The following is an 18,788-nucleotide window of genomic DNA, read 5'->3' on the forward strand; positions in this document are numbered from 1 at the left end:
CTGGTACAACTACCACCGACCCCACACCGGAATCAGCGGCCACACCCCAGCCAGCCGCGTCACCAACCTGTCCGAACAGCACAACTAGGGCCTGTCCGGCGACAGCGGTCGGCTCCGCACGCGCCGACCACGAGGGTGAGGCACGCGCAGAACGGCTTTCCGGTACTGTCGATGGCTTCCGTAGCGGCCGGAACCGTTCGCTCACCAAGGTCGCTACAGTCACCGGACTGCCCCCTTCGCCGGATCCGGCACGGAGGGCATCACCGCGGTGTAAGAAAGCGGCCGCCGCGGCGCCGGCGCCCCGGTCCTCTCCGGGGCGCCGCGCGCGACTCGCCAGTGGCGGGTTTCCTTCGTTTCCTGTGGGAGTTCGACCGGTGTTTTGTTCACTTCGTTGACACGAGTCACCGCCGGATCTAGTTTTCCGCTGCGTACCCGTGACACCTGACGGCACATCAATTCGCTTGGCGCAACGACACGTTCAAGGGTCGAACGCCAACTTGCCGGTGACACGTGTACATGCGCTCCCCAACGACGTGTCCGCGCACCCAAGGAGTGACGGCTCATGCCCGACACCGTGTCCCGGCGATCGGCCCTGCGTCTGCTGCTGAGCGCACTGGCCGCCGCCCTCCTCCTCACTGCCGCACCCACATCCGCCGCGGCGTCCCCTGCCTCGGCCGCTCAGGACCCACCCCTCGTCCGGACCGAGCAGGGCTGGGTTCGCGGTGAGACCACCGCCGAAGGGCGGCAGTTCCTCGGCATCCCCTACGCACAACAGCCCGTCGGCGACCTCCGCTGGCGCGAACCACGGTCCGTCGAGAGATGGCAGGGCGTGCGCGCCGCGCGGGACTTCGGCAACCGTTGTGTCCAGACGAAGAGTTGGGACCCGGGCTATGAAGAGCCCAGCCACACCGAGGACTGCCTCGACCTCAACGTGTACGTCCCCGAAGGCGCCGGACGGCGTCCGGTCATGGTCTGGCTGCACGGTGGCGGGCTGACCGCGGGCGCGGGCGAGGACATTGTTCCCGACACCTTCGCGCGGCAGACCGGCACGGTCGTGGTGACCGTCAACTACCGCCTCGGCGCGATGGGTTTCCTCGCCGCGGCCGGACTCGACCGGGAGACGCGCGACGGTGTGTCGGGCAACTTCGGAATGCTCGACCAGCGGGCAGCTCTCCGCTGGGTGCGTGCCAACATCGGCCGCTTCGGCGGCGATCCGGGCCGCGTCACCATCGCGGGCGAGTCCGCGGGCGGCCGTTCGGTCTGCACCCAGATGGCTTCGCCGATGTCACGGGGCCTCTACCGCGCGGGGATCGTCCAAAGCGGAGCGTATGAGGACTGTGCGGCCCGCACGCACAAGGAGGCGGTGACTCAGGGCGCGGCCTTCATGAAGAAGCTGGGATGCACGAGCGTGGCCTGTCTACGCGGCAAGTCCGCCAAGGAAGTCCTCGCCGCCCAGGCCGGCTTCCCCTGGGAACCCGTGGTCGGCGGCGACTTCCTGCCCGTGCAGCCCTTCGAGGCGTATGCGAACGGTGCGGCCGCCCGCGTCCCCGTACTCGGCGGAGCCAATCAGGACGAGGGGCGGATGTTCGCCTTCGCCCAGTTCGACGCGAACGGGACGCCGCTCACGGCCGAGCGGTATCCCGATGTGGTGCGATCCGCATTCGGCGCGGAGCAGGCCGACCGGGTACTCCAGCGGTACCCGCTGACGGACTACGCCTCGCCGACCCTCGCGTACGCCACCGCCTTCGGGGACCAGCTGATGGCCTGCCCGGCGCTCCGGCTCGACCACGTGCTCAAGGGCCGCGGCCCGGTCTACGCGTACGAGTTCGCCGACCGCACGGGGCCGCCCTTCGCCTCTTTGCGGAACCTCGGCACGGACTTCGACTTCGGAGCGACCCATGTGAACGAGGTGCAGTACCTCTTCAAGCACTTCGGTCTGGAGTCTCCGCTGAACGCCGAGCAGCGGGTGCTCTCGCGGCAGATGATCCAGTACTGGGGGTCGTTCATCCGGGACGGTGTGCCGCGTGCCGACGGGCAGCCGGCGATGCCGGACGGGCAGAAGAAGGTGCTGTCCCTGCGAACCGCCTCACAGGGCGGGAACAGCCAGAGCGCGACGGTCCGCAGTGAGCACCAGTGCGACCTCTGGGACGCTTCGTCGCCCCGGTGACCAGGGGGCCGGTCCGGCGGAGGACGACTGTTCACTGTGAGCACCAGTGCAACCTGTGGGACTGCGCTGCCGTCTCAGTGAACAGGTAGTCTGCCCCGGCGTGCGTTCTTCGAAAGAGCGCGCGCCGGGAACGCGGGTTCGTTGGATGGGGAGGAAACGGCGTTGCACGTCCAGGAATGGCTCGAGACCGTGCCTGCGGTCAGCATCTACGCGCTGGTGGGCGTGGTCATCGGTCTGGAGAGCCTGGGCATTCCGCTGCCCGGCGAGATCATCCTGGTCTCGTCTGCGCTGCTCGCCTCCCAGCACGGCGAGATCGACCCCTTCATCCTCGGCGCGTGCGCCACCGCCGGCGCGATCATCGGGGACTCCATCGGGTACGCCATCGGCCGCAAGGGCGGACGTCCGCTGCTGGCCTGGCTCGGCGGCAAATTCCCCAAGCACTTCAGCGAGGGCCATGTCGCCACCGCGGAACGGTCCTTCGAGAAGTGGGGCATGTGGGCCGTGTTCTTCGGCCGCTTCGTCGCCCTGCTGCGGATCTTCGCGGGCCCGCTCGCCGGTGTCCTGCGCATGCCGTACTGGAAGTTCCTGATCGCCAACGTCTTCGGCGGGATCCTCTGGGCGGGCGGCACCACGGCCGTCATCTACTACGTCGGCGTCGTCGCCGAGTCCTGGCTCAAGCGCTTCTCCTGGCTCGGCCTGGTGGCGGCCGTGCTCATCGGGCTGGTCTCCATGCTGGTCCTCAAGCGCAAGGCCAAGAAGGCGACGGCCCAGACGGCGACCGCCGGGACCGTGACGGAGAAGGCAGCGGCCGGGGCCGAGCCGGAGACCGTCCCGGCCGCCGACTGAGTCACCGCTCCTCGTGGGCGGCCTGGTGCGCCCTGGCCATTTCCACGTACAGCGTGCCGTTCAGCGAGATGCCCTCGCGCTCCTCGGCGGTCAGCTCTCGCTTCACCTTGGCGGGTACGCCCGCGACGAGCGAGCCCGGGGGCACGCGCATGCCCTGCGGCACCAGCGCCTGCGCGGCGACCAGTGAACCGGCGCCGATCACTGCCCCGTTGAGCACCGTGGCACCCATTCCGATCAGGCAGTCGTCCTCGACCGTGGCGCCGTGCACGACGGCGTTGTGGCCGATCGAGACGCGCTCGCCGATGGTGATCGGGAAGCCCGGGTCGACATGGAGTGAGCAATTGTCCTGGACATTGCTGTCGGCGCCTATGACGATCGGTCCGCAGTCGGCCCGCAGCACCGCGCCGTACCAGACGCTCGCGCCCGCATGCAGCGTCACCTCGCCGAGCACCACGGACGTCGGGGCGGTGAACGCCTCCTGATCCACCTTCGGATCCTTGCCGCCCACGCCCGCGATCAGCGCCTTGTGCGTCATCGCCCACTCCTTGTCTCGTCGGTACCGGCACCGTAAGCCATCGGGGGAGGCCGGGGTGGGGCGAAGATCACAGCCGTACGACCTCATGGGCACACCTCACGCTGAGTACGGTGAGCGGGTGCCCAAGCGCAAGAACACGTTCTCATCATGGCGGCGCCGGCTGTCCCAGCGCGTCGTGCAAGCGGGCTGGGCCTGGGCGCAACGTACGGGCGCCGTGACCGCCGACCATCCCGGGCGGCTGCGCTTCGGCGCGATAGGAACGGGTACCAGGCTCGCCTTCCCGCAGGGCACGGTCTTCGGCGAGCCGTGGATCCACCTCGGCTCGCACTGCATCATCGCCGAACAGGTCACCCTGACCGCCGGGTTGATGCCCGACCTCGACCTCGGGCCGGACCCCATCCTGCGCCTCGGTGACGGTGTCGTGCTGGGCCGCGGCAGCCACGTCATCGCCGACACGACGGTCACGATCGGCAGCGACTGCTACTTCGGCCCGTATGCGTACGTGACGTCCACGAACCACTCGTACGACGACCCCCACCAGCCGATCGGCAAGCAGTGGCCGCGGATGGAGGCGGTGGAGATCGGCTCGGGCTGCTGGATCGGGACGGGCGCGGTGATCCTGCCGGGGGCGCGGATCGGGCGGAACGTCGTGGTGGCGGCCGGTGCGGTGGTCCGCGGTGTGGTGCCGGACCACGCGGTGGTGGCCGGAGCCCCGGCACGCGTCGTGCGGCGCTGGTCGCCCGACGACGGCTGGCAGCCGCCGCTGCGTACGCCGCCACCGGTGCCGATCCCCGACGGAGTCACCCCGGAGCAGCTGCTGGCGCTGGCCGAACTCGACGCCGAGACCGCCGCCCGCCTCACCGCGCCGGCGCAGGAGAGCACCCCCGAGGACGTACGCGCCGAGTCCTGACGCGGCGCCTGAGTCTCACTCGGAGCCGGTGTCTCAGCCCGTGGCGAGCAGCACCGTGCCGACGAGGGCGAGGCCCGCACCCGTCGCCTGGAGCCCCCGCAGCCGCTCGCTGAGGAAGCCGCGCGCCGCCAGCGCCGTGACCACCGGGTAGAGGGAGGCGAGTACGGCGGCCACCGTGACCGGGCCGTTCTGGGCGGCCAGCGCGTAGGTGCCGTTGGCCGCGACATCGGCGAGGCCGACGAAGGCGAGGGCCGGGAGCGAGCCCCAGGCGATCTTCGGTGGAGCCTCGGTGCCGCGCCGGACGGCGACATACAGGGCCGCGCCGCCCGCCGCCACATTCGTGACGCGCTGTACGAACAGGGCGAGGAAGAGACCGGTGAGGGTGGTCGACGCCTCGGCGATCAGGGCCATCACCGCGCCGAAGCCGAACGCCGCGAGCAGCGTGAGCAGGACGGCCTGCCGCTGCACGGGGGCGCCCTTGAACTGCGGGCCGCCCGCCAGCACGACTCCCACGACGGCGACCGCGATCCCCGCGAACTGCAGCAGCCCCGGGCGCTCGCCGAGGACGAGGCCCACCGCCACCGGGACGGCGACGCCGAGGGAGCCCAGCGGCGAGACGACGCCCATCGGGCCGAGGGCGAGTGCCTTGTAGAAGGCGAGCATCGCGACGGGTCCGACGAGCCCCGCCGCCACCGCGAACCACAACTGTGGGCCCGTCTCGCTCCAGGCCCCCGTCGCCACGACGATCGCACCGAGCACGACAGTGGCGATCGACTGCGAGACGACCACCACCGTCAGCGCCGGCGTACGTCGCGTCAGCAGCCCGCCGCCGAAGTCGGCCAGTCCCCACAGGAGGCTCGTGGCCAGGGCGAAGAGTGCTGTCATGGAGGCCTCGCAGTACAGTGCGGTGAACGATCAGGTGCACCACACCATAGTGCAATGAATTAGACTCTGTCATTCAGAATATTGGACGGAATGTGTCGGACCTCGACCTGCTGACCCAGTCCCTGGCGCGCAACGTCAAGCGCTGGCGCACCGAGCGCGGCTTCACCCTGGAGGCGCTGGCCGCCCGCGCGGGGGTCAGCCGCGGCATGCTCATCCAGATCGAGCAGGCCCGGACCAACCCCAGCCTGGGCACCGTCGTCAAGATCGGCGACGCACTCGGCGTCAGCATCACCACGCTGCTGGACTACGAGCAGGGCCCGAAGGTGCGGATCATCCCGGCCGGGCAGGCCGTCCGGCTCTGGCACACCGACGCCGGCAGCTACAACCGGCTCCTCGCGGGGGCCGAGGCCCCCGGGCCGCTGGAGATGTGGGACTGGCTGCTGATGCCGGGCGAGGGCAGTCCCTCGGACCCGCACCCGGCCGGCACCGTCGAACTCCTCCACGTCACCGCGGGCGAGCTGACGCTCACGGTCGACGGCACGGAGTACCGGGTTCCGGCGGGAGCGAGTGCCTCCTTCGAGGCCAACGTCCCCCATACGTACGCCAATTCGGGCGACGTACCGCTGGAGATGGTCATGGCGGTGTCGGTCCCGGCCGTGCACTGAGACACCCGTCGAGGGGTGCCCGCAGGGCTGTTAGCGTGCGGTCATGCGCGCTCCCATCGGACACTTCGACAACGCCGCGCCGGCTCCCGACTGCCTGGACGCACTGACCCGCCCCGTCGCCGACGCGGTACGCCAGTGGCGCGGCAGCGTCCCCGCCGAGCAGATCGTGTACGTCGACACCGAGCCGGACTGGGCCGACACCGCCACGTTCGTCCAGCACTACGGCGAGGAACTCCTCGAGCAGTCCGCCAACTGTGTCGTCGTCGCGGGCAAGCGCGGCGGGGAGACCACTCTGGTCGCGTGCGTCGTACTCTCCGGCACCCGGGTCGATGTGAACGGTGTGGTCCGGCGCCACCTCGGCGCGCGCAAGGCGTCGTTCGCGGCGATGGACACGGCCACCGGCGAGACCGGCATGGAGTACGGCGGGATCACGCCGATCGGGCTGCCCGCCACGTGGCCGGTGCTGGTGGACTCGGCGGTGGTCGATCTGCCGTACGTCCTGGTCGGCAGCGGCCGCCGGCGCGGAAAGCTGCTGGTCCCGGGAAAGGCGTTCGCGGAGTTGCCGAACGCCGTGGTGCTGGAGGGGCTCGGCGTCGCCTGACCTCGTCGGGGCGGGTCAGGCCGCCGCGTGATGGGCCAGAACGAGGTGGGGGTCCGTTTCCCCGGGAGCCGGTGACGGGTCGGCGTGGACCAGGGCCGCGGTGAGCCCGGGAACGGCGTGCAGCAGGGCGTGTTCGGCCTCGACCGCGATGCGGTGGGCGTGCCGCACGCTCGCTTCGCCGTCCACGACCAGCGCGACCTCGGCACGCAGCCGGTGGCCGATCCAGCGCAGCCTCAGCTCGCCGACATCCTGCACGCCCGGCACCTCGCGCAGCGCACGCTCGGCCGTGTCCACCAGCGCCGGGTCGATCGCGTCCATCACCCGGCGGAAGACCTCGCGCGCGGCGTCACGGAGCACCAGCAGCAGAGCCGCCGTGATCGCCAGCCCCACGATCGGGTCGGCGAGCTGCCAGCCGAGTGCGGCCCCGCCCGCGCCGAGCAGGACTGCGAGCGAGGTGAACCCGTCCGTGCGCGCGTGCAGGCCGTCCGCGACGAGGGCTGCCGAGCCGATCTCGCGGCCGACGCGGATGCGGTAGCGGGCCACCCACTCGTTGCCCGCGAAGCCGATGACGGCCGCCGCGGCGACGACCGGAATGTGGTCCACCGGGCGCGGATCGAGCAGGCGGTCGATCGCCGTCCAGCCCGTGAACACGGCGGACGCGGCGATCGTCAGCACGATCACGAGGCCCGCCAGATCCTCGGCCCGCCCATAGCCGTAGGTGAACCGCCGTGTCGCCGCGCGCCGGCCCAGGACGAAGGCGATGCCAAGAGGTACGGCGGTGAGCGCGTCCGCGGCGTTGTGCACGGTGTCGCCCAGCAGTGCGACCGAACCGGAGATCACGACCACCCCTGCCTGCGCCGCGGCGGTCACACCGAGCACGGCCAGCGAGATCCACAGGGCCCGGATGCCGCGGGCGGAGGACTCCAAGGCGGCGTCGACCTTGTCGGCGGCCTCGTGGGAGTGGGGTGTGAGGAGGTGCCGCAGCCGGTGACGCAGACGCGAGAGGCGCGAGCGGTGCGCGCGCTGGTCGTGGCTGTGGTGGTGCTCGCGTCTGTCGTGGCTGTGGCTCTGGCCGGGCTCGTGCTGGTGGTGGGCGTGCCCATGGTGCTCGGTGCTCACAAGCGTCACCTTTCCGTGCGCGGCAGTGGACTCGGTAGGGTCCACAGGGCCATTATGTGCGTATGAGCGCACGCATGCACCTATCATCTGCGCACGATGCGCATCCGCGCACCCCTGGCGAGGAGCAGTTCGCTCTCGCCGCCGAACTCCTCGCCCTCCTCGGCGACCGCACCCGCCTCGTCCTGCTGCACGCCCTGGCCGATGACGAGGCCGACGTCACCACCCTCACCGAGCGGTGCGGCGCGGCCCGCCCGGCCGTCAGCCAGCACCTGGCGCGGCTGCGTCTCGCGGGGCTCGTGAACACCCGCAAGGAGGGCCGCCGGGTGATCTACTCCCTGCGCGACGGTCATCTGCGCCGGGTCGTGGACGAGGCGCTCAACCTCGCCGACCACCGGCTGAGCGACCGGCCGGCACACGACTGAGTGCCCCATCCGCCCGCGCTCCGGGGCCGCCGCCCGTGCTCCGTTCAGTCCTCCAGCGGCTCGACCTCACGCAGCTCGCGCCGCTCCAGCGGTCGTGTCGCCGGGCCCTGCAGCACCTCGCCGTCGGTACCGAAACGGGAGCCGTGGCACGGGCACTCCCAGGCGTGTTCCGCCGAGTTGAAGGCGACCAGACATCCCATGTGCGTACACCGTGCGGACACGGCATGCGCCTGGCCGTCCTCGTCGCGGTAGACGGCGCAGCGCTGTCCGGCGTGGCGGACGACGGAGCCGGTGCCGGGCGCGATGTCGGCCAACGAGTCGGCGTACGGCGACGGCAGCCGGTCGCCCACGAAGTGCCGGGCCACCTTCGCCTGGTGCTTGAGGAAGGCCGGAGCCTCCCGGAGTACGGAACGCAGGCGCCGGGGATCGTACAGTTCGGCCCACGGCGGTCGGTCGCCCGTGATGAGCCCGGCCAGCAGTCGGCCGGCCATGATGCCGCCGCTCATTCCCCATCCGCCGAACCCCGTCGCCACGTACGCGTGGCGCGAGGCCGGAGGGAGATGACCGACGAGCGGCACCGTGTCGGTGGAGTCGTTGTCCTGGGTGGCCCACCGGTGGGTGAGCATGATGTCCGGGAAGTGCTCCTCGGCCCAGTCGGCGAGGCGCGCGAACCGTTTGTCGGTGTCGCCGGTGCCGGGCGTGAAGTGCTCGCCGGTGACGATCAGCAGCCGCTCGCCGTCCCGGTACGGGGCCGTACGCACCGAGCGAGTGTCCTCCTCCGGCGTGATGTACATGCCGGAGGGATCGCGGTCGGCCGGAAGGGGCGCCGCGACGACGAGTTCGCGGCGCGGCGAGAGCCGGGTGAACAGCAGGGCCCGGTCGAAGACCGGGTAGTGCGTGGCGATCACGACATCGCCGGCGGTCACCCGCGCCCCGGTCTCGGCCGTCAGACGGCACGCGTCGACCTGTTCGAGCTGTTCGAGGCCGACGATGCGTGTGCGCTCGTGAATGTGCGCGCCCTGGGCCGACAGTTCCCCGACAAGGGCCAGCAGGTACTTGCGGGGGTGGAACTGGGCCTGCTGGGCGACACGTACCGCGCCCGCAATGGAGTAAGGGAGGTCGGTCTCGGTCACGACCTCCGCGGGCAGCCCGGCCTCGCGGGCGGCCTCCGCCTCGGCGCGGATCTCGGGGAGCCGTACAGGGTCCCGGGTGTACGTGAAGGCGCTCGTCCACTCCCAGTCGCAGTCGATGCGCAGTTCGTCGACGAGGGCCGCGGCGTGCTCGATGGCATCGGACTGCGAGCGCGCGTACAGGTGTGCCGCCTCCGCGCCCCGAGTGCGGCGCAGCCGGTCGTAGATCAGCGTGTGCTGCGCGGAGAGCTTGGCGGTCGTGTGGCCGGTGACGCCCGCGGCGACGCGATCAGCCTCCAGGAGAGCGACGCTCCGCCCGGCGCGAGCCAGTTCCCAGGCCGTGCTGATCCCGGCGATGCCCGCCCCGACCACGGCCACGTCGACGGTCAGGTCCGTGTCGAGCGCCGGGTACGGCTCGCCCGGCGCCGTGTCCATCCAGTACGAGCCCCGAATGCCAGCGTTGTCGGTCATGAGCACCGAGTCCCCGGGAACCGGCGGACGAAGCATCCGCCCTGCTCGGGGGCCGTGGAACGCGGGGGCCGTTTCGGCGGCGGCCGTCGGGTAACTCGGTACGGCAATCTGGAAAGACGTAGGAGGTGCCCCCCATGGAACCCGGCACCAGCACAGACATCGAGCCGGTCGTCGTCGAGCCGGTCATCGAGGAGCGCGGGACCGGAGACGGGGTGCTCGATGTTCCCTTCGCGCGTGGTCCCCGACGGGACGACGGTGGCGAGCAGGAGTTCACGGACCCCGAGACCAACATCATCCGGGGTACGGACTGAGCCGTAACCGAGCACGAAGGTCCTGACAATCGTCAAAGCCGTGCCGAGGGTTCAAAGATCGGGTCGGGGGTACTCAGGCGTCGCACACCACCCCGACCACGGTTGGAAGCTCTTCATGAGCGAGAAAAACCCACTGAAGGCCGGTGACCGAGGGACGGTGAGCGACGCCTGCGGAGCGCGGGACGCCGAGGCGGGGGATGCTGTAACCGAAGGAACCCACGGATCCGCGCGTGCTCCTTACGAGGTCGGCGGCCCTCCGGTTAGGGACGGCCGTCGGTGGCTGGGCGAGTGCCGAAACCGCTCTGGGACAGCTCACCCGGCTGCTGCGAGAGCACCGCGTCTGGAAGCGATGCGGCACCGGCGGCTGAGCACGTCGGTCAGCGAGACCAGGACGGTACCGTCATGAACCGCGATACAACAGTCCAAGACGACGTCATCTCGAGCCACTCGGTTTTCGGAGCCCCGTGCTGGGTCAGTCTGACGGCACGCGACCAGGAGACCGCGGAGGACTTCTACCACGCGGTACTGGGATGGAAATTCCGGCCGGCCAAGATGGGGGACCGGTTCCGGATCGCTTACGCGAACGACGTGCCGGTCGCGGGTATCGCGGCCGTGGCCTCCATGTGGCAGATGGACGTCGCCTGGACCCCCTACTTCGCCGTGTCCAGCGCGGACGAGGCCGTGTCCCGGGTGCAGGAGCGCGGGGGCACGGCAGCGGTCGGCCCGATCGCGTTCCCGCCGGGACGGGCGGCCCTCCTGGCCGACCGCGACGGTGCCGTCTTCGGCATATGGGAGGGGCAGCTCGTCGCCGGCTGGGAGACATGGCGCCGCGCGGCGCCGGCCTTCTTGCGGCTGCTCACCCGCGACGCCTTCGACGCCGCGATGTTCTACGGCGAGGTCCTGGAGTGGGCCACCTCGCGTCCCGGCTGCTGCGAGGTCCACTACGACGGGGACGACGTGGTCCTGCGCAGCGCCGGAGACGTGGTGGCCCGGATCCACTCCGGCGCCTTGGAGGCGGCGCCCGACCCCACGATCCGACCGCACTGGCAGGTCCACTTCGCGGTCACGGACGTCGAGGCCTGCGTTCGCGCCGCGGAGGCCCACGGCGGCACCGTCGTCCGGGTCGGCACATCCCCCACGGAAAAGCCCCCGACGGAGGCGGTGCTCCGTGACTCCGACGGGGCCCAGTTCACCGTGACCTCGCGCAGGGACCGCTGACGCGGCCGCCCCGCGACGCCGCCGACTCAGCCGAGCCGTGGAATCTCTATCGCCGGGCAGCGGTCCATGACCATGTCGAGACCCGCGGCGCGAGTCCGGTCGTACGCGGCCTCGTCGATGACGCCGAGCTGGAACCAGACCGCTTTGGCGCCCTTGGCCACGGCTTCATCGGCGACCGGTCCGGAGAGGTCGCTGTTCACGAAGACGTCCACCACGTCGACGTCGAACGGAATCGCGTCGAGGGACGGATAGCCCTGTTCCCCATGGACCGTCTCGGCCTTCGGGTGTACGGGCACGATCCGCTTGCCGTAGCGCTGCAGGACCCGCGCGACTCCGTGTGCGGCCCGCCGCTCGTTCGAGGAGAGGCCGACGATCGCCCAGGTGTCACCGAGCTCGGTGAGGATCTTGCGGATGGTGTCCGTGTCGCCGTACACGCTGGGCCTCCTGTGGGAGTAGTACGTCGGGAAGTAGTACGTCGGGTAGTAGGACGTTCGGAAGTGGCGGGTTCGCCTCTGTCCGGCAACCAGTGTCGACTCCGGGGGATTCCCGCCGGGGACGGTCGGTCCGCTACTCCAGGGAGAGCTCGACCACCGCCACGACCGACGTCAGCATGAGTGTCGACGAGGCCGCCCACAAGGTCAGCATGGCCGCCGTCCTCGCGGTGCCGGTCCGTTCGCGGCCCGAACCCGCCCAGCGGGCTCCCGACAGGCAGGGCCATGCCGGCGCCAGCACCGCCAGGGCCAAGGTGACCAGGAGGAGGCGGTACGCCACGCCGCCGGAGCCGTCCGGCAACACCGCAGCCAGGAGAGCCACGCCGCCGCACAGCACGAGCAGCACGCCCAGCATGCCCAGGAACGTACGGGCGAGGATCCGCGCGGAGGCCCTGCGCTCCAGCAGGTCCGCCACACCCGACGGAGAGGGTCCGGGCCGTCGGCGCGGGCGGCTCCGGTGCATGACCGTCACCGCCTCCTCGTCCTCCTGACGGCGCCGTATCGGGTGCCGCTTCGGCAGATCGCGGTACTCGAGCAGCCCGGCACGTATCGCCACGGCGTCCCGCTCGGGCGGCGCGGCCTTGTCCTCGCCCCGTAGTCCCCGCCGTCCCCGGGCTCGCAGCAGTACGGGACTGCCGCCCCCGCTGGGTGACACCACACCGCCGAACCGCGGATCCCCGGCGAACCACACCTCCGTCCCGCCGCCCGCGCCCATCGCCGCAGTGATCACGCGGGTGTCGCGCAGTCCTCGGACCGGCCTGCGCCACCCCGGCCCCGGCACCCCGTGCAGCCGACCGCTCCCGGGTTCGGACCGGTCCACGAGGCGAACGAAGGTGCCCTCCCAGTTGCCCGAGCGCGTGGCGCGCCGGTCCCGGGCGGTGTCCGGCTCGGGCCGCTCCATCAGGCAGGTACGCCACGCGTAGTGCTCGAGGATCAGCCGCGCCCGGCGCCTGTCGGACGAGGCGTGACGGCAGCAGAACCACCACGCCCGGGGCAGGAAGTAGACCAGGGGCACCATCACCAGCACGCAGGCCTCCCACCAGCCAGTGACCAGGGAGAACGACAGGATCACCAGTACGGTCAGCAGGTGCGGGCCGAAGTGCCGTCCATAGTGCAGGAGCAGGGCGTACCGCAGAGCACGATGGGTGGACGTGTGCGAGAGCGCCGGGCGCGTGCCGGGCTGCGGTGGGGCACCGTCGCCACCGCTGTCGCCGTCGGCCAGGAGCATTCGACTCGCCTGCCTCTCAGGTTCGTACGGAGGGTGCCGCGGCCCGTAGCGGCAGATCGTGTCCCCCCGCCGTGCCGTGAACCTGTCGCCCGCAATGGTCCCCGGTGGGCAGCATTCCGGGTATACGACATTCACCGGATCCCGGAGGAGTCGGGGCCGGGTCCCCGCCACGCGGGACGCGTCCCGCCGCACTCACCGACCCCGCGAGCTCACCCTCCGCGGCCCGGCCTCGCCGACAGTCCTCGGCACAGGCACTCGGTGAGGCGAGCCGCGATCGTGCCGTCGGGGTCGAGGCGTGGATTGAAGATCGTGACGTCGAGGCCGACGGCCCTCTCGTCGGCGAGGGCCGTCCGCAGCACGTTCTCCAGTTCCGGCCAGGTCAGTCCGCCGGGGAGGCGGTAGTCGACGGCCGGCATGATCGCGTCGTCCAGTACATCGGCGTCGAGGTGGACCCAGTACCCGGCGCTCCCGCCCGCGGTGAGCCGCTCGACCGCCCGGCGCGCGGCGGTGCCGGCGCCGAGGGCGCGTACGTCGTCAAGACCGAACGCGTGCAGCGCCGGCGGCAGCGGCTGCATCCCGGCCTCGGCGGACTCCTCCTCGTCGCGGAAGCCGAGGGCCACGATGTCCCCGTCCCGGAGCAGCGGCCCGCGGCCCTCCAGATCGGTCAGCTGACGAGGGCCACGGCCCGTGGCCAGGGCGAGTTCCATGGAGGCGACCTCACCGGCCGGTTCCGCCGCCGGCTGGTAGAAGTCGGTGTGGCCGTCGAGGAACAGCAGGCCGTAACGCCCTCGGCGGCGCAGGGCGAGAAGGTTGCCGAGCAGGATGCTGCAGTCACCGCCGAGCACCACGGGAAAGCCGCCGCGGTCCAGGACGTCGGCCACGGCGTCGGCCAGCCTGACGGAGTACTCGGCGATGCCCACCGGGTTGAGGACCCCCGTGCCGGCGTCCCGCCTCGGGTCGTACGCCGCCGCCTCGACCCGTCCCGCGGCCACCGCCCCCAGGCCCTCGAGCAGCCCGGCACCGAGCAGGGCGGCGGGCAGATCCTGGACGCCGGACGGCCGCAGCCCGAGCACGGACGGCGCCTCGATGACCATCGACTCCCGCATGCTCGGACCCCTTTGTCCTGCGACTTCGTCCTGCGGTTCTGTCCTGCGGTTCCGTCCTGCGACAGCCTCTGTGGCGGCGCCTTCCTGAGCAGCGCCGCCACAGGCCCGAGGTGCCGCATATCGGATGCCTCTTTCCATCGTGACCATCGTGACCATCAGCGCGAGTCCGGCGGGAGACCGGCGTAAATCTCCGACTCCGGAGATCCCCGCGTGCCCGAAATGGCGCACGCCTCTCTGCGTCCGGCCTTCCGCACGCCTACGCTCACCCCGTGCTCCAAATCACCGACGCTCGAACCGGCGAACCCACCGATGCCGCCCCCGCCCGCCGGGGCCTGACCCGTGTCGAGGCACATGTGCCGCGCCCCGACACCACCGGCCTGCGGGTCCTCCTCGTCGCCGACGTCCTCGTCCGCGCCCTGGAGCTCAACGGCACGCCCGTCTGGACGGTGCTGACCGCGGCGGAGGGGCAGGCGGAACTCCGGGAGCGGGCCACGGCGCTCGGCGTCCGGCCGTTCGAGGAGCACCGTGAGAGCGGACCGGGGCTGGGCGAGGCACAGGTACTGCATGTCCTGGGCGCCCCCGGCCCGGAGGACAAGGCACTGGAGGGCGTCCATGTCGAGGTCGCCCCGGTCCATGACGAGAGCACCGACGGCCCCGCCGACGAGGAGAGCGCCGCAGGTTCCCGGGGGAGCGGCCAGGACGACCCCTCGGCGCTGCGTCTCGCCCTGCTCGCCCGGCCGCGCCGCGATCCCGTCAGGCTCGGCGCCGCCGCCCTCGCCGACGCCGAGAAGGTCATCACCCACTGGCGCGGAGCCGTCGCCGCCTGGGCGACGCGGCCCTCCAGCCCCATCCCCGATCCCGTGCGCGAACAGTTGCGCGCCGCCTGGGAGGACGACCTGGACGTGCCCGCCGTCCTCGACGTCCTGCGGCGCGTCGCGACATCGGACACGGTTCCGGACGGCGCGCGCTTCGAGACGTACGCCTTCGCGGACCGCCTCCTCGGGCTCGAACTCACCCGTGACATCGGCCGCGGCAGTCCGTCCGACGTCGGCGGCGGGAACGCGTCCGACCTCGGTCGCGGGACCCCGTCGTGATCGCGCGCGCGGCGGCGGGCCCGTTGCGCAGACTCGTCGTGCTGCGGCACGCCAAGTCCGCCTGGCCCGAAGGCATCCCCGACCACGAACGCCCGCTCGCGCCGCGCGGCAGACGCGACGCCCCGGCCGCCGGGCACGCGCTGGCCGAGGCCGGCTGCCTGCCCGACCTCGCGCTCTGCTCCACCGCCCGGCGCGCCCGGCAGACCTGGGAACTGGCCGCCGCGCAGTGGGCCACACCCCCTCCCGTACGTCACGATCCCCAGCTGTACGCGGCCGACGTCCCCGAACTGCTGGCAGCCGTACGCGAAGTGCCCACCGAGGTCAGGACACTGCTGCTGATCGGGCACAACCCCGGACTGGAGGAGCTGGTGCTCACCCTGGCCGGGGACTGCCTCGACGACGCGCTCGACGACGTACGGACGAAGTTCCCCACCTCGGCGATCGCGGTCCTGGCCTGGCACGGCGCCACCTGGCGGTCCCTCGGCCCGGGCACGGCGCTGCTCACCTCGATGACCGTACCGAGGGGCAAGACGAAGCCGGACAGGCCGGACAAGAAGCGCTGACCGCCGTGCCGGGCGGCCGTCGAGCATCCCGGCGGGGCCCACGCGCGCGTGCAGCACATACGCTGGCCCGATGCAGGACGAGTACCGCACGGTGGCCCGCGCAGGCGTGCACGAGACCGAGGTCAACCGTTCCCGCTTCCTGTGCGCCCTCGCGCCCGCGGGCAGCGAACAGGAGGCCCAGGACTTCATCGCCCGCGTCCGCAAGGAGCACGCGGACGCCTCGCACAACTGCTACGCGTACGTCATCGGTGCCCACGCCTCCGTGCAGAAGGCCAGTGACGACGGCGAACCGGGCGGCACGGCAGGCGTCCCGATGCTGCAGATGCTGCTGCGTCGCGACATGCGGTACGTCGTCGCCGTGGTCACCCGCTACTACGGCGGGGTCAAACTCGGCGCCGGCGGACTCATCCGCGCGTACGGCGGATCGGTGGGCGAGGCGCTGGACACCCTCGGCACGATCACGCGCAGACGCTTCCGTCTCGCCACCGTCACGGTCGACCACCAGCGTGCGGGCAAGTTGCAGAACGACCTGCGGTCGACCGGACGAGAGGTACGGGATGTGCGGTACGGGGAGGCGGTCACCATCGAGATCGGGCTGCCGGACGCGCACGTGGAGGCGTTCCGGGCGTGGCTGGCCGATACGACCTCGGGGACCGCGGAGTTCGAACTCGGGGGAGAGGCGTACGGGGACGCCTGACTCGGCCGGACCCCCGCCGCTCGGTCGGGCTCCACGCGGGCGCGCCATGATCGAGCCTTCGCGAAAGGCCTCGATCAGGCGCGTTCTCCGCGGCGATGGTGGGTGGCGTCAGCTCTGCTTGGGCCCGGCTTGCTGAACCACCTCGAAGGACCACAGCGTCGCATCGGTCGCGGCGGGCTTCGGCCGGTCGCCGCCCGCGGACCCGCCACTGTGCGCCGCCTGTCCACGGCCGGACATCCAGTTCTGGAAGTCCTCTTCGCTCCGCCAGCGCGTGTAGACGAGGTAGGTGTCGGTGCCCTCCACCGGGCGAAGAAGCTCGAACCACTCGAACCCGTCCGAGCTGTCCACCGTGCCCGCGCGAGCGGCGAACCGCTTCTCCAGGGTCTCGCGCTGGTCTTCGGGAACCGTTAGTACATTGATCTTGACGATGCTCATGCGCTCCATTGTTCCCCAGGGGCACGGGCGAGCCGTGCGGGCCCGCCCGGTTGGCCGCCTCTCGCCCGCATCGCTGTGCATGAGGAGGCGGCGCTGGACCTCCTCTTGGAGGACCTCAGGTGAGGGGCGGAGGGCCGGACTGTCAAGCCGGTGCACGCAGGGCCTCGCGGTAGCGGGCCAGGGCCTGCAGGGCATAACCGTTGGCCGTGTGGTCGTGGCGGTAGAGGAGTTCCAGGAAGTAGACGCCGACCAGGCTGGGGCTCCACAGCCCGTCGGGATTCCGGTGTTCGATCAGCCAGCCGGCGCCGCGGACCAGCAGGGGATCGGTCGGATCGGTGCCGGACGCGACGAGGCCGAGCATGGCCATGGCCGTCTCCTCGACTGTTGACGGTCCGTCAGGCGGGGCCGTCTGCCCCCAACCCCCGTCCGGGTTCTGGTGCAGGCGGAGCCAGGAGACGCAGCGCCGCGCGACCTCGGTGTGCCCCAGGCCGACATCGCCGAGGGCGCGCAGCACCGACCCGGTACCGGTGACCCGTCCGACGTACCACTTGTTGTCGATCCCGCCGTCGGCGCGCTGCACCCTCTTGAACCACTGATACGCCCTGACCAGGCGCGGGTCGCCAGGCGGGCAGGCGCCGGAGAGCCCGAGGGCGGAGACCGCCTCGGCGGACATCACCGCGCAGGGCCCGTAGAGCACCTTGGGCGAGCGGGCCTTGCCGACCATCGCGAACGAGGGGTCCAGGGTCGCGATCCGGCCGACCCGGGCGAAGCAGCTCCACGAGCCGTCGTGGTTCTGCTGTTCGAGGAGCCAGTCGGCGCCGCGGCGCACCTGCGGGTCGTGTACGTCGTGCCCGGCTCCCGCGAGCGCCAGCACCGCGTCGGCCGTGTTGCCGCTGTTGGGCCAGCCCGAGGGCAGTCCCCAGCCCCAGCCGCCGGAGGGCGCTCCCGTCCAGATGAACTCCTCGTCCCGCTGGGCGCCGCGGATCCAAGTGACGGCGTTGCCCACCCTGGGGTCGTCGGTCAGGCCGGCGTGTTGCATACCTACGGTGATGAAGTTGGTCGCGTCCACCTCCAGGTCCCGGGTGACCGACCACGCTCCCTCGGGCTTGACGGTCGCGCGGAAGTACTTCAGGCAATGCCGGACAATGTCCGGCCGCCGCTTGGCCAGGGCCAGCCCGATCACCACGTTGGCGGACATCATCGGCGACTCGACGAACCCGCCGTCCGGCCCTTCGAATCCGACCAGACCGTCCAGGTACGCGATGGCCTTGGGGGCCGCGGCACGGTTGACGGCCGTCCGCGCCCGGCCGCTCTCCGTCAGTGCGGCGCACATCAGGCCCCAGGCCATGGCGGTCGGCATCGCGAAGGTCAGCTTCCGACGCAGCGGCCCGGGCAGCAGGGAGAGCTCGATCGGTACCCTGAGCAGCCCCTCCTCACTCATCAGCCCGGCGAGCACCAGGTAGAAGTGGACGAGCACGGTCAGCGAGCACTTCTCTACGTCCCGTACGGCCTCCGCGCCACCGAACTCCTCCACCCGCCGCCAGCCGCGGCGGATGTTCCCGGCCGCCCGGTCCGGCGCCACCAGTGCCAGTGCGGCAACGGTGAGCGCGGTGCCGTTCAGGGTCGACTCGGTGTCGGCGTCGTCCCCCCAGCCGCCGTCCTCCTGCTGGGTCCGCGTCAGCCAGGAGACCCCGCGGTCGATGAGGTCGCGGCATCCCTCCGGGTCGGCGAGATGCATCGCGATCAGTACGTCGGCGGTGGCCGGCGCACTCGGTGACAGCCGGCCCTCCCAACTGCCGTCCGGGCGTTGCAGGTCGAACAGGGCGCCGGTGGTCCGGTCCAGGGCTCGGTCGAGATCGGCGAGGAGGGCGTCATCGGTGGTCGCAGTAGTCAT

Annotated in this window: 20 protein-coding genes; 11 read left to right on the plus strand and 9 right to left on the minus strand. The window is 71.5% G+C overall.

The genetic code is table 11. The features are described from left to right. Positions 1 to 562 precede the first annotated feature (562 nt). Positions 563 to 2,167, plus strand: coding sequence for a carboxylesterase/lipase family protein (locus FGD71_RS43275; protein ID WP_119106083.1), 1,605 nt, complete (start codon positions 563 to 565; stop codon positions 2,165 to 2,167). A gap of 162 nt (positions 2,168 to 2,329) precedes the next feature. Continuing rightward, positions 2,330 to 3,013 carry a DedA family protein gene (locus FGD71_RS43280; protein ID WP_119106084.1) on the plus strand — a complete coding sequence of 228 codons (684 nt, stop codon included), beginning with the start codon at positions 2,330 to 2,332 and terminating at the stop codon, positions 3,011 to 3,013. A gap of 1 nt (position 3,014) precedes the next feature. Here FGD71_RS43280 and FGD71_RS43285 read toward each other — a convergent pair whose 3' ends face one another. Further along, a complete protein-coding gene (locus FGD71_RS43285; RefSeq protein ID WP_119106085.1) occupies positions 3,015 to 3,548 on the minus strand; it encodes a gamma carbonic anhydrase family protein in 534 nt (177 codons plus the stop codon). 85 nt (positions 3,549 to 3,633) lie between these two features. Here FGD71_RS43285 and FGD71_RS43290 point away from each other — a divergent pair, with 85 nt between their 5' ends. Then, positions 3,634 to 4,458 (plus strand): acyltransferase, encoded by an 825-nt coding sequence (locus FGD71_RS43290; protein ID WP_119106115.1) that lies wholly within the window; start codon positions 3,634 to 3,636, stop codon positions 4,456 to 4,458. 33 nt (positions 4,459 to 4,491) lie between these two features. On the opposite strand, the gene FGD71_RS43295 is transcribed toward FGD71_RS43290, so the two are convergent. Further along, positions 4,492 to 5,343, minus strand: coding sequence for a DMT family transporter (locus FGD71_RS43295; RefSeq protein WP_119106086.1), 852 nt, complete (start codon positions 5,341 to 5,343; stop codon positions 4,492 to 4,494). Between the two features lie 92 nt (positions 5,344 to 5,435). Here FGD71_RS43295 and FGD71_RS43300 point away from each other — a divergent pair, with 92 nt between their 5' ends. Together FGD71_RS43300 and FGD71_RS43305 are read left to right on the plus strand one after the other, a co-directional pair. Continuing rightward, on the plus strand, positions 5,436 to 6,008 hold the full coding sequence (locus tag FGD71_RS43300; protein ID WP_119106087.1) for a helix-turn-helix domain-containing protein: 573 nt from the start codon (positions 5,436 to 5,438) through the stop codon (positions 6,006 to 6,008). Between the two features lie 43 nt (positions 6,009 to 6,051). Beyond that, a complete protein-coding gene (locus FGD71_RS43305; protein WP_119106088.1) occupies positions 6,052 to 6,609 on the plus strand; it encodes a YbaK/EbsC family protein in 558 nt (185 codons plus the stop codon). 15 nt (positions 6,610 to 6,624) lie between these two features. Here FGD71_RS43305 and FGD71_RS43310 read toward each other — a convergent pair whose 3' ends face one another. Next, positions 6,625 to 7,728: a cation diffusion facilitator family transporter gene (locus FGD71_RS43310; RefSeq protein ID WP_181359394.1), complete on the minus strand. Its 1,104-nt coding sequence runs from the start codon at positions 7,726 to 7,728 to the stop codon at positions 6,625 to 6,627. 62 nt (positions 7,729 to 7,790) lie between these two features. Here FGD71_RS43310 and FGD71_RS43315 point away from each other — a divergent pair, with 62 nt between their 5' ends. Then, a complete protein-coding gene (locus FGD71_RS43315; protein ID WP_162931388.1) occupies positions 7,791 to 8,150 on the plus strand; it encodes an ArsR/SmtB family transcription factor in 360 nt (119 codons plus the stop codon). Between the two features lie 44 nt (positions 8,151 to 8,194). Here FGD71_RS43315 and FGD71_RS43320 read toward each other — a convergent pair whose 3' ends face one another. Beyond that, a complete protein-coding gene (locus FGD71_RS43320; protein ID WP_119106090.1) occupies positions 8,195 to 9,751 on the minus strand; it encodes an FAD-dependent oxidoreductase in 1,557 nt (518 codons plus the stop codon). A gap of 134 nt (positions 9,752 to 9,885) precedes the next feature. On the opposite strand from FGD71_RS43320, the gene FGD71_RS47795 reads away from it, so the two are divergent. Further along, the gene (locus FGD71_RS47795; protein ID WP_162931389.1) at positions 9,886 to 10,062 is read left to right on the plus strand and encodes a hypothetical protein; all 177 of its coding nucleotides are present in this window, start codon (positions 9,886 to 9,888) and stop codon (positions 10,060 to 10,062) included. Positions 10,063 to 10,464: 402 nt separating this feature from the next. Continuing rightward, the gene (locus FGD71_RS43325) at positions 10,465 to 11,280 is read left to right on the plus strand and encodes a VOC family protein (protein WP_119106091.1); all 816 of its coding nucleotides are present in this window, start codon (positions 10,465 to 10,467) and stop codon (positions 11,278 to 11,280) included. A 26-nt stretch (positions 11,281 to 11,306) separates the two neighbouring features. On the opposite strand, the gene FGD71_RS43330 is transcribed toward FGD71_RS43325, so the two are convergent. From FGD71_RS43330 to FGD71_RS43340, 3 genes are all read right to left on the minus strand, one after another. Continuing rightward, positions 11,307 to 11,714, minus strand: a complete 408-nt coding sequence (locus tag FGD71_RS43330) for a CoA-binding protein (protein ID WP_119106092.1) — start codon at positions 11,712 to 11,714, stop codon at positions 11,307 to 11,309. A gap of 133 nt (positions 11,715 to 11,847) precedes the next feature. Beyond that, positions 11,848 to 12,999 (minus strand): hypothetical protein, encoded by a 1,152-nt coding sequence (locus FGD71_RS43335; protein ID WP_119106093.1) that lies wholly within the window; start codon positions 12,997 to 12,999, stop codon positions 11,848 to 11,850. 209 nt (positions 13,000 to 13,208) lie between these two features. Continuing rightward, positions 13,209 to 14,105: an arginase family protein gene (locus tag FGD71_RS43340; protein ID WP_119106094.1), complete on the minus strand. Its 897-nt coding sequence runs from the start codon at positions 14,103 to 14,105 to the stop codon at positions 13,209 to 13,211. Positions 14,106 to 14,374: 269 nt separating this feature from the next. On the opposite strand from FGD71_RS43340, the gene FGD71_RS43345 reads away from it, so the two are divergent. The 3 genes from FGD71_RS43345 to FGD71_RS43355 all read left to right on the plus strand — a co-directional run bounded on the left by FGD71_RS43345 (position 14,375) and on the right by FGD71_RS43355 (position 16,459). Next, positions 14,375 to 15,199 (plus strand): hypothetical protein, encoded by an 825-nt coding sequence (locus FGD71_RS43345; RefSeq protein WP_119106095.1) that lies wholly within the window; start codon positions 14,375 to 14,377, stop codon positions 15,197 to 15,199. Beyond that, a complete protein-coding gene (locus FGD71_RS43350) occupies positions 15,196 to 15,762 on the plus strand; it encodes a SixA phosphatase family protein (RefSeq protein ID WP_119106096.1) in 567 nt (188 codons plus the stop codon). Before FGD71_RS43345 ends, FGD71_RS43350 begins: the two co-directional genes overlap by 4 nt. A 70-nt stretch (positions 15,763 to 15,832) precedes the next feature. Next, positions 15,833 to 16,459 (plus strand): YigZ family protein, encoded by a 627-nt coding sequence (locus FGD71_RS43355; protein WP_119106097.1) that lies wholly within the window; start codon positions 15,833 to 15,835, stop codon positions 16,457 to 16,459. A gap of 108 nt (positions 16,460 to 16,567) precedes the next feature. Here FGD71_RS43355 and FGD71_RS43360 read toward each other — a convergent pair whose 3' ends face one another. Then, on the minus strand, positions 16,568 to 16,894 hold the full coding sequence (locus FGD71_RS43360; protein WP_119106117.1) for an antibiotic biosynthesis monooxygenase family protein: 327 nt from the start codon (positions 16,892 to 16,894) through the stop codon (positions 16,568 to 16,570). 142 nt (positions 16,895 to 17,036) lie between these two features. Next, positions 17,037 to 18,788 (minus strand): prenyltransferase/squalene oxidase repeat-containing protein, encoded by a 1,752-nt coding sequence (locus FGD71_RS43365; RefSeq protein ID WP_119106098.1) that lies wholly within the window; start codon positions 18,786 to 18,788, stop codon positions 17,037 to 17,039.

It is taken from the genome of Streptomyces sporangiiformans (genome assembly GCF_005768555.2).
In the GTDB taxonomy this organism is placed as follows: domain Bacteria; phylum Actinomycetota; class Actinomycetes; order Streptomycetales; family Streptomycetaceae; genus Streptomyces; species Streptomyces sporangiiformans.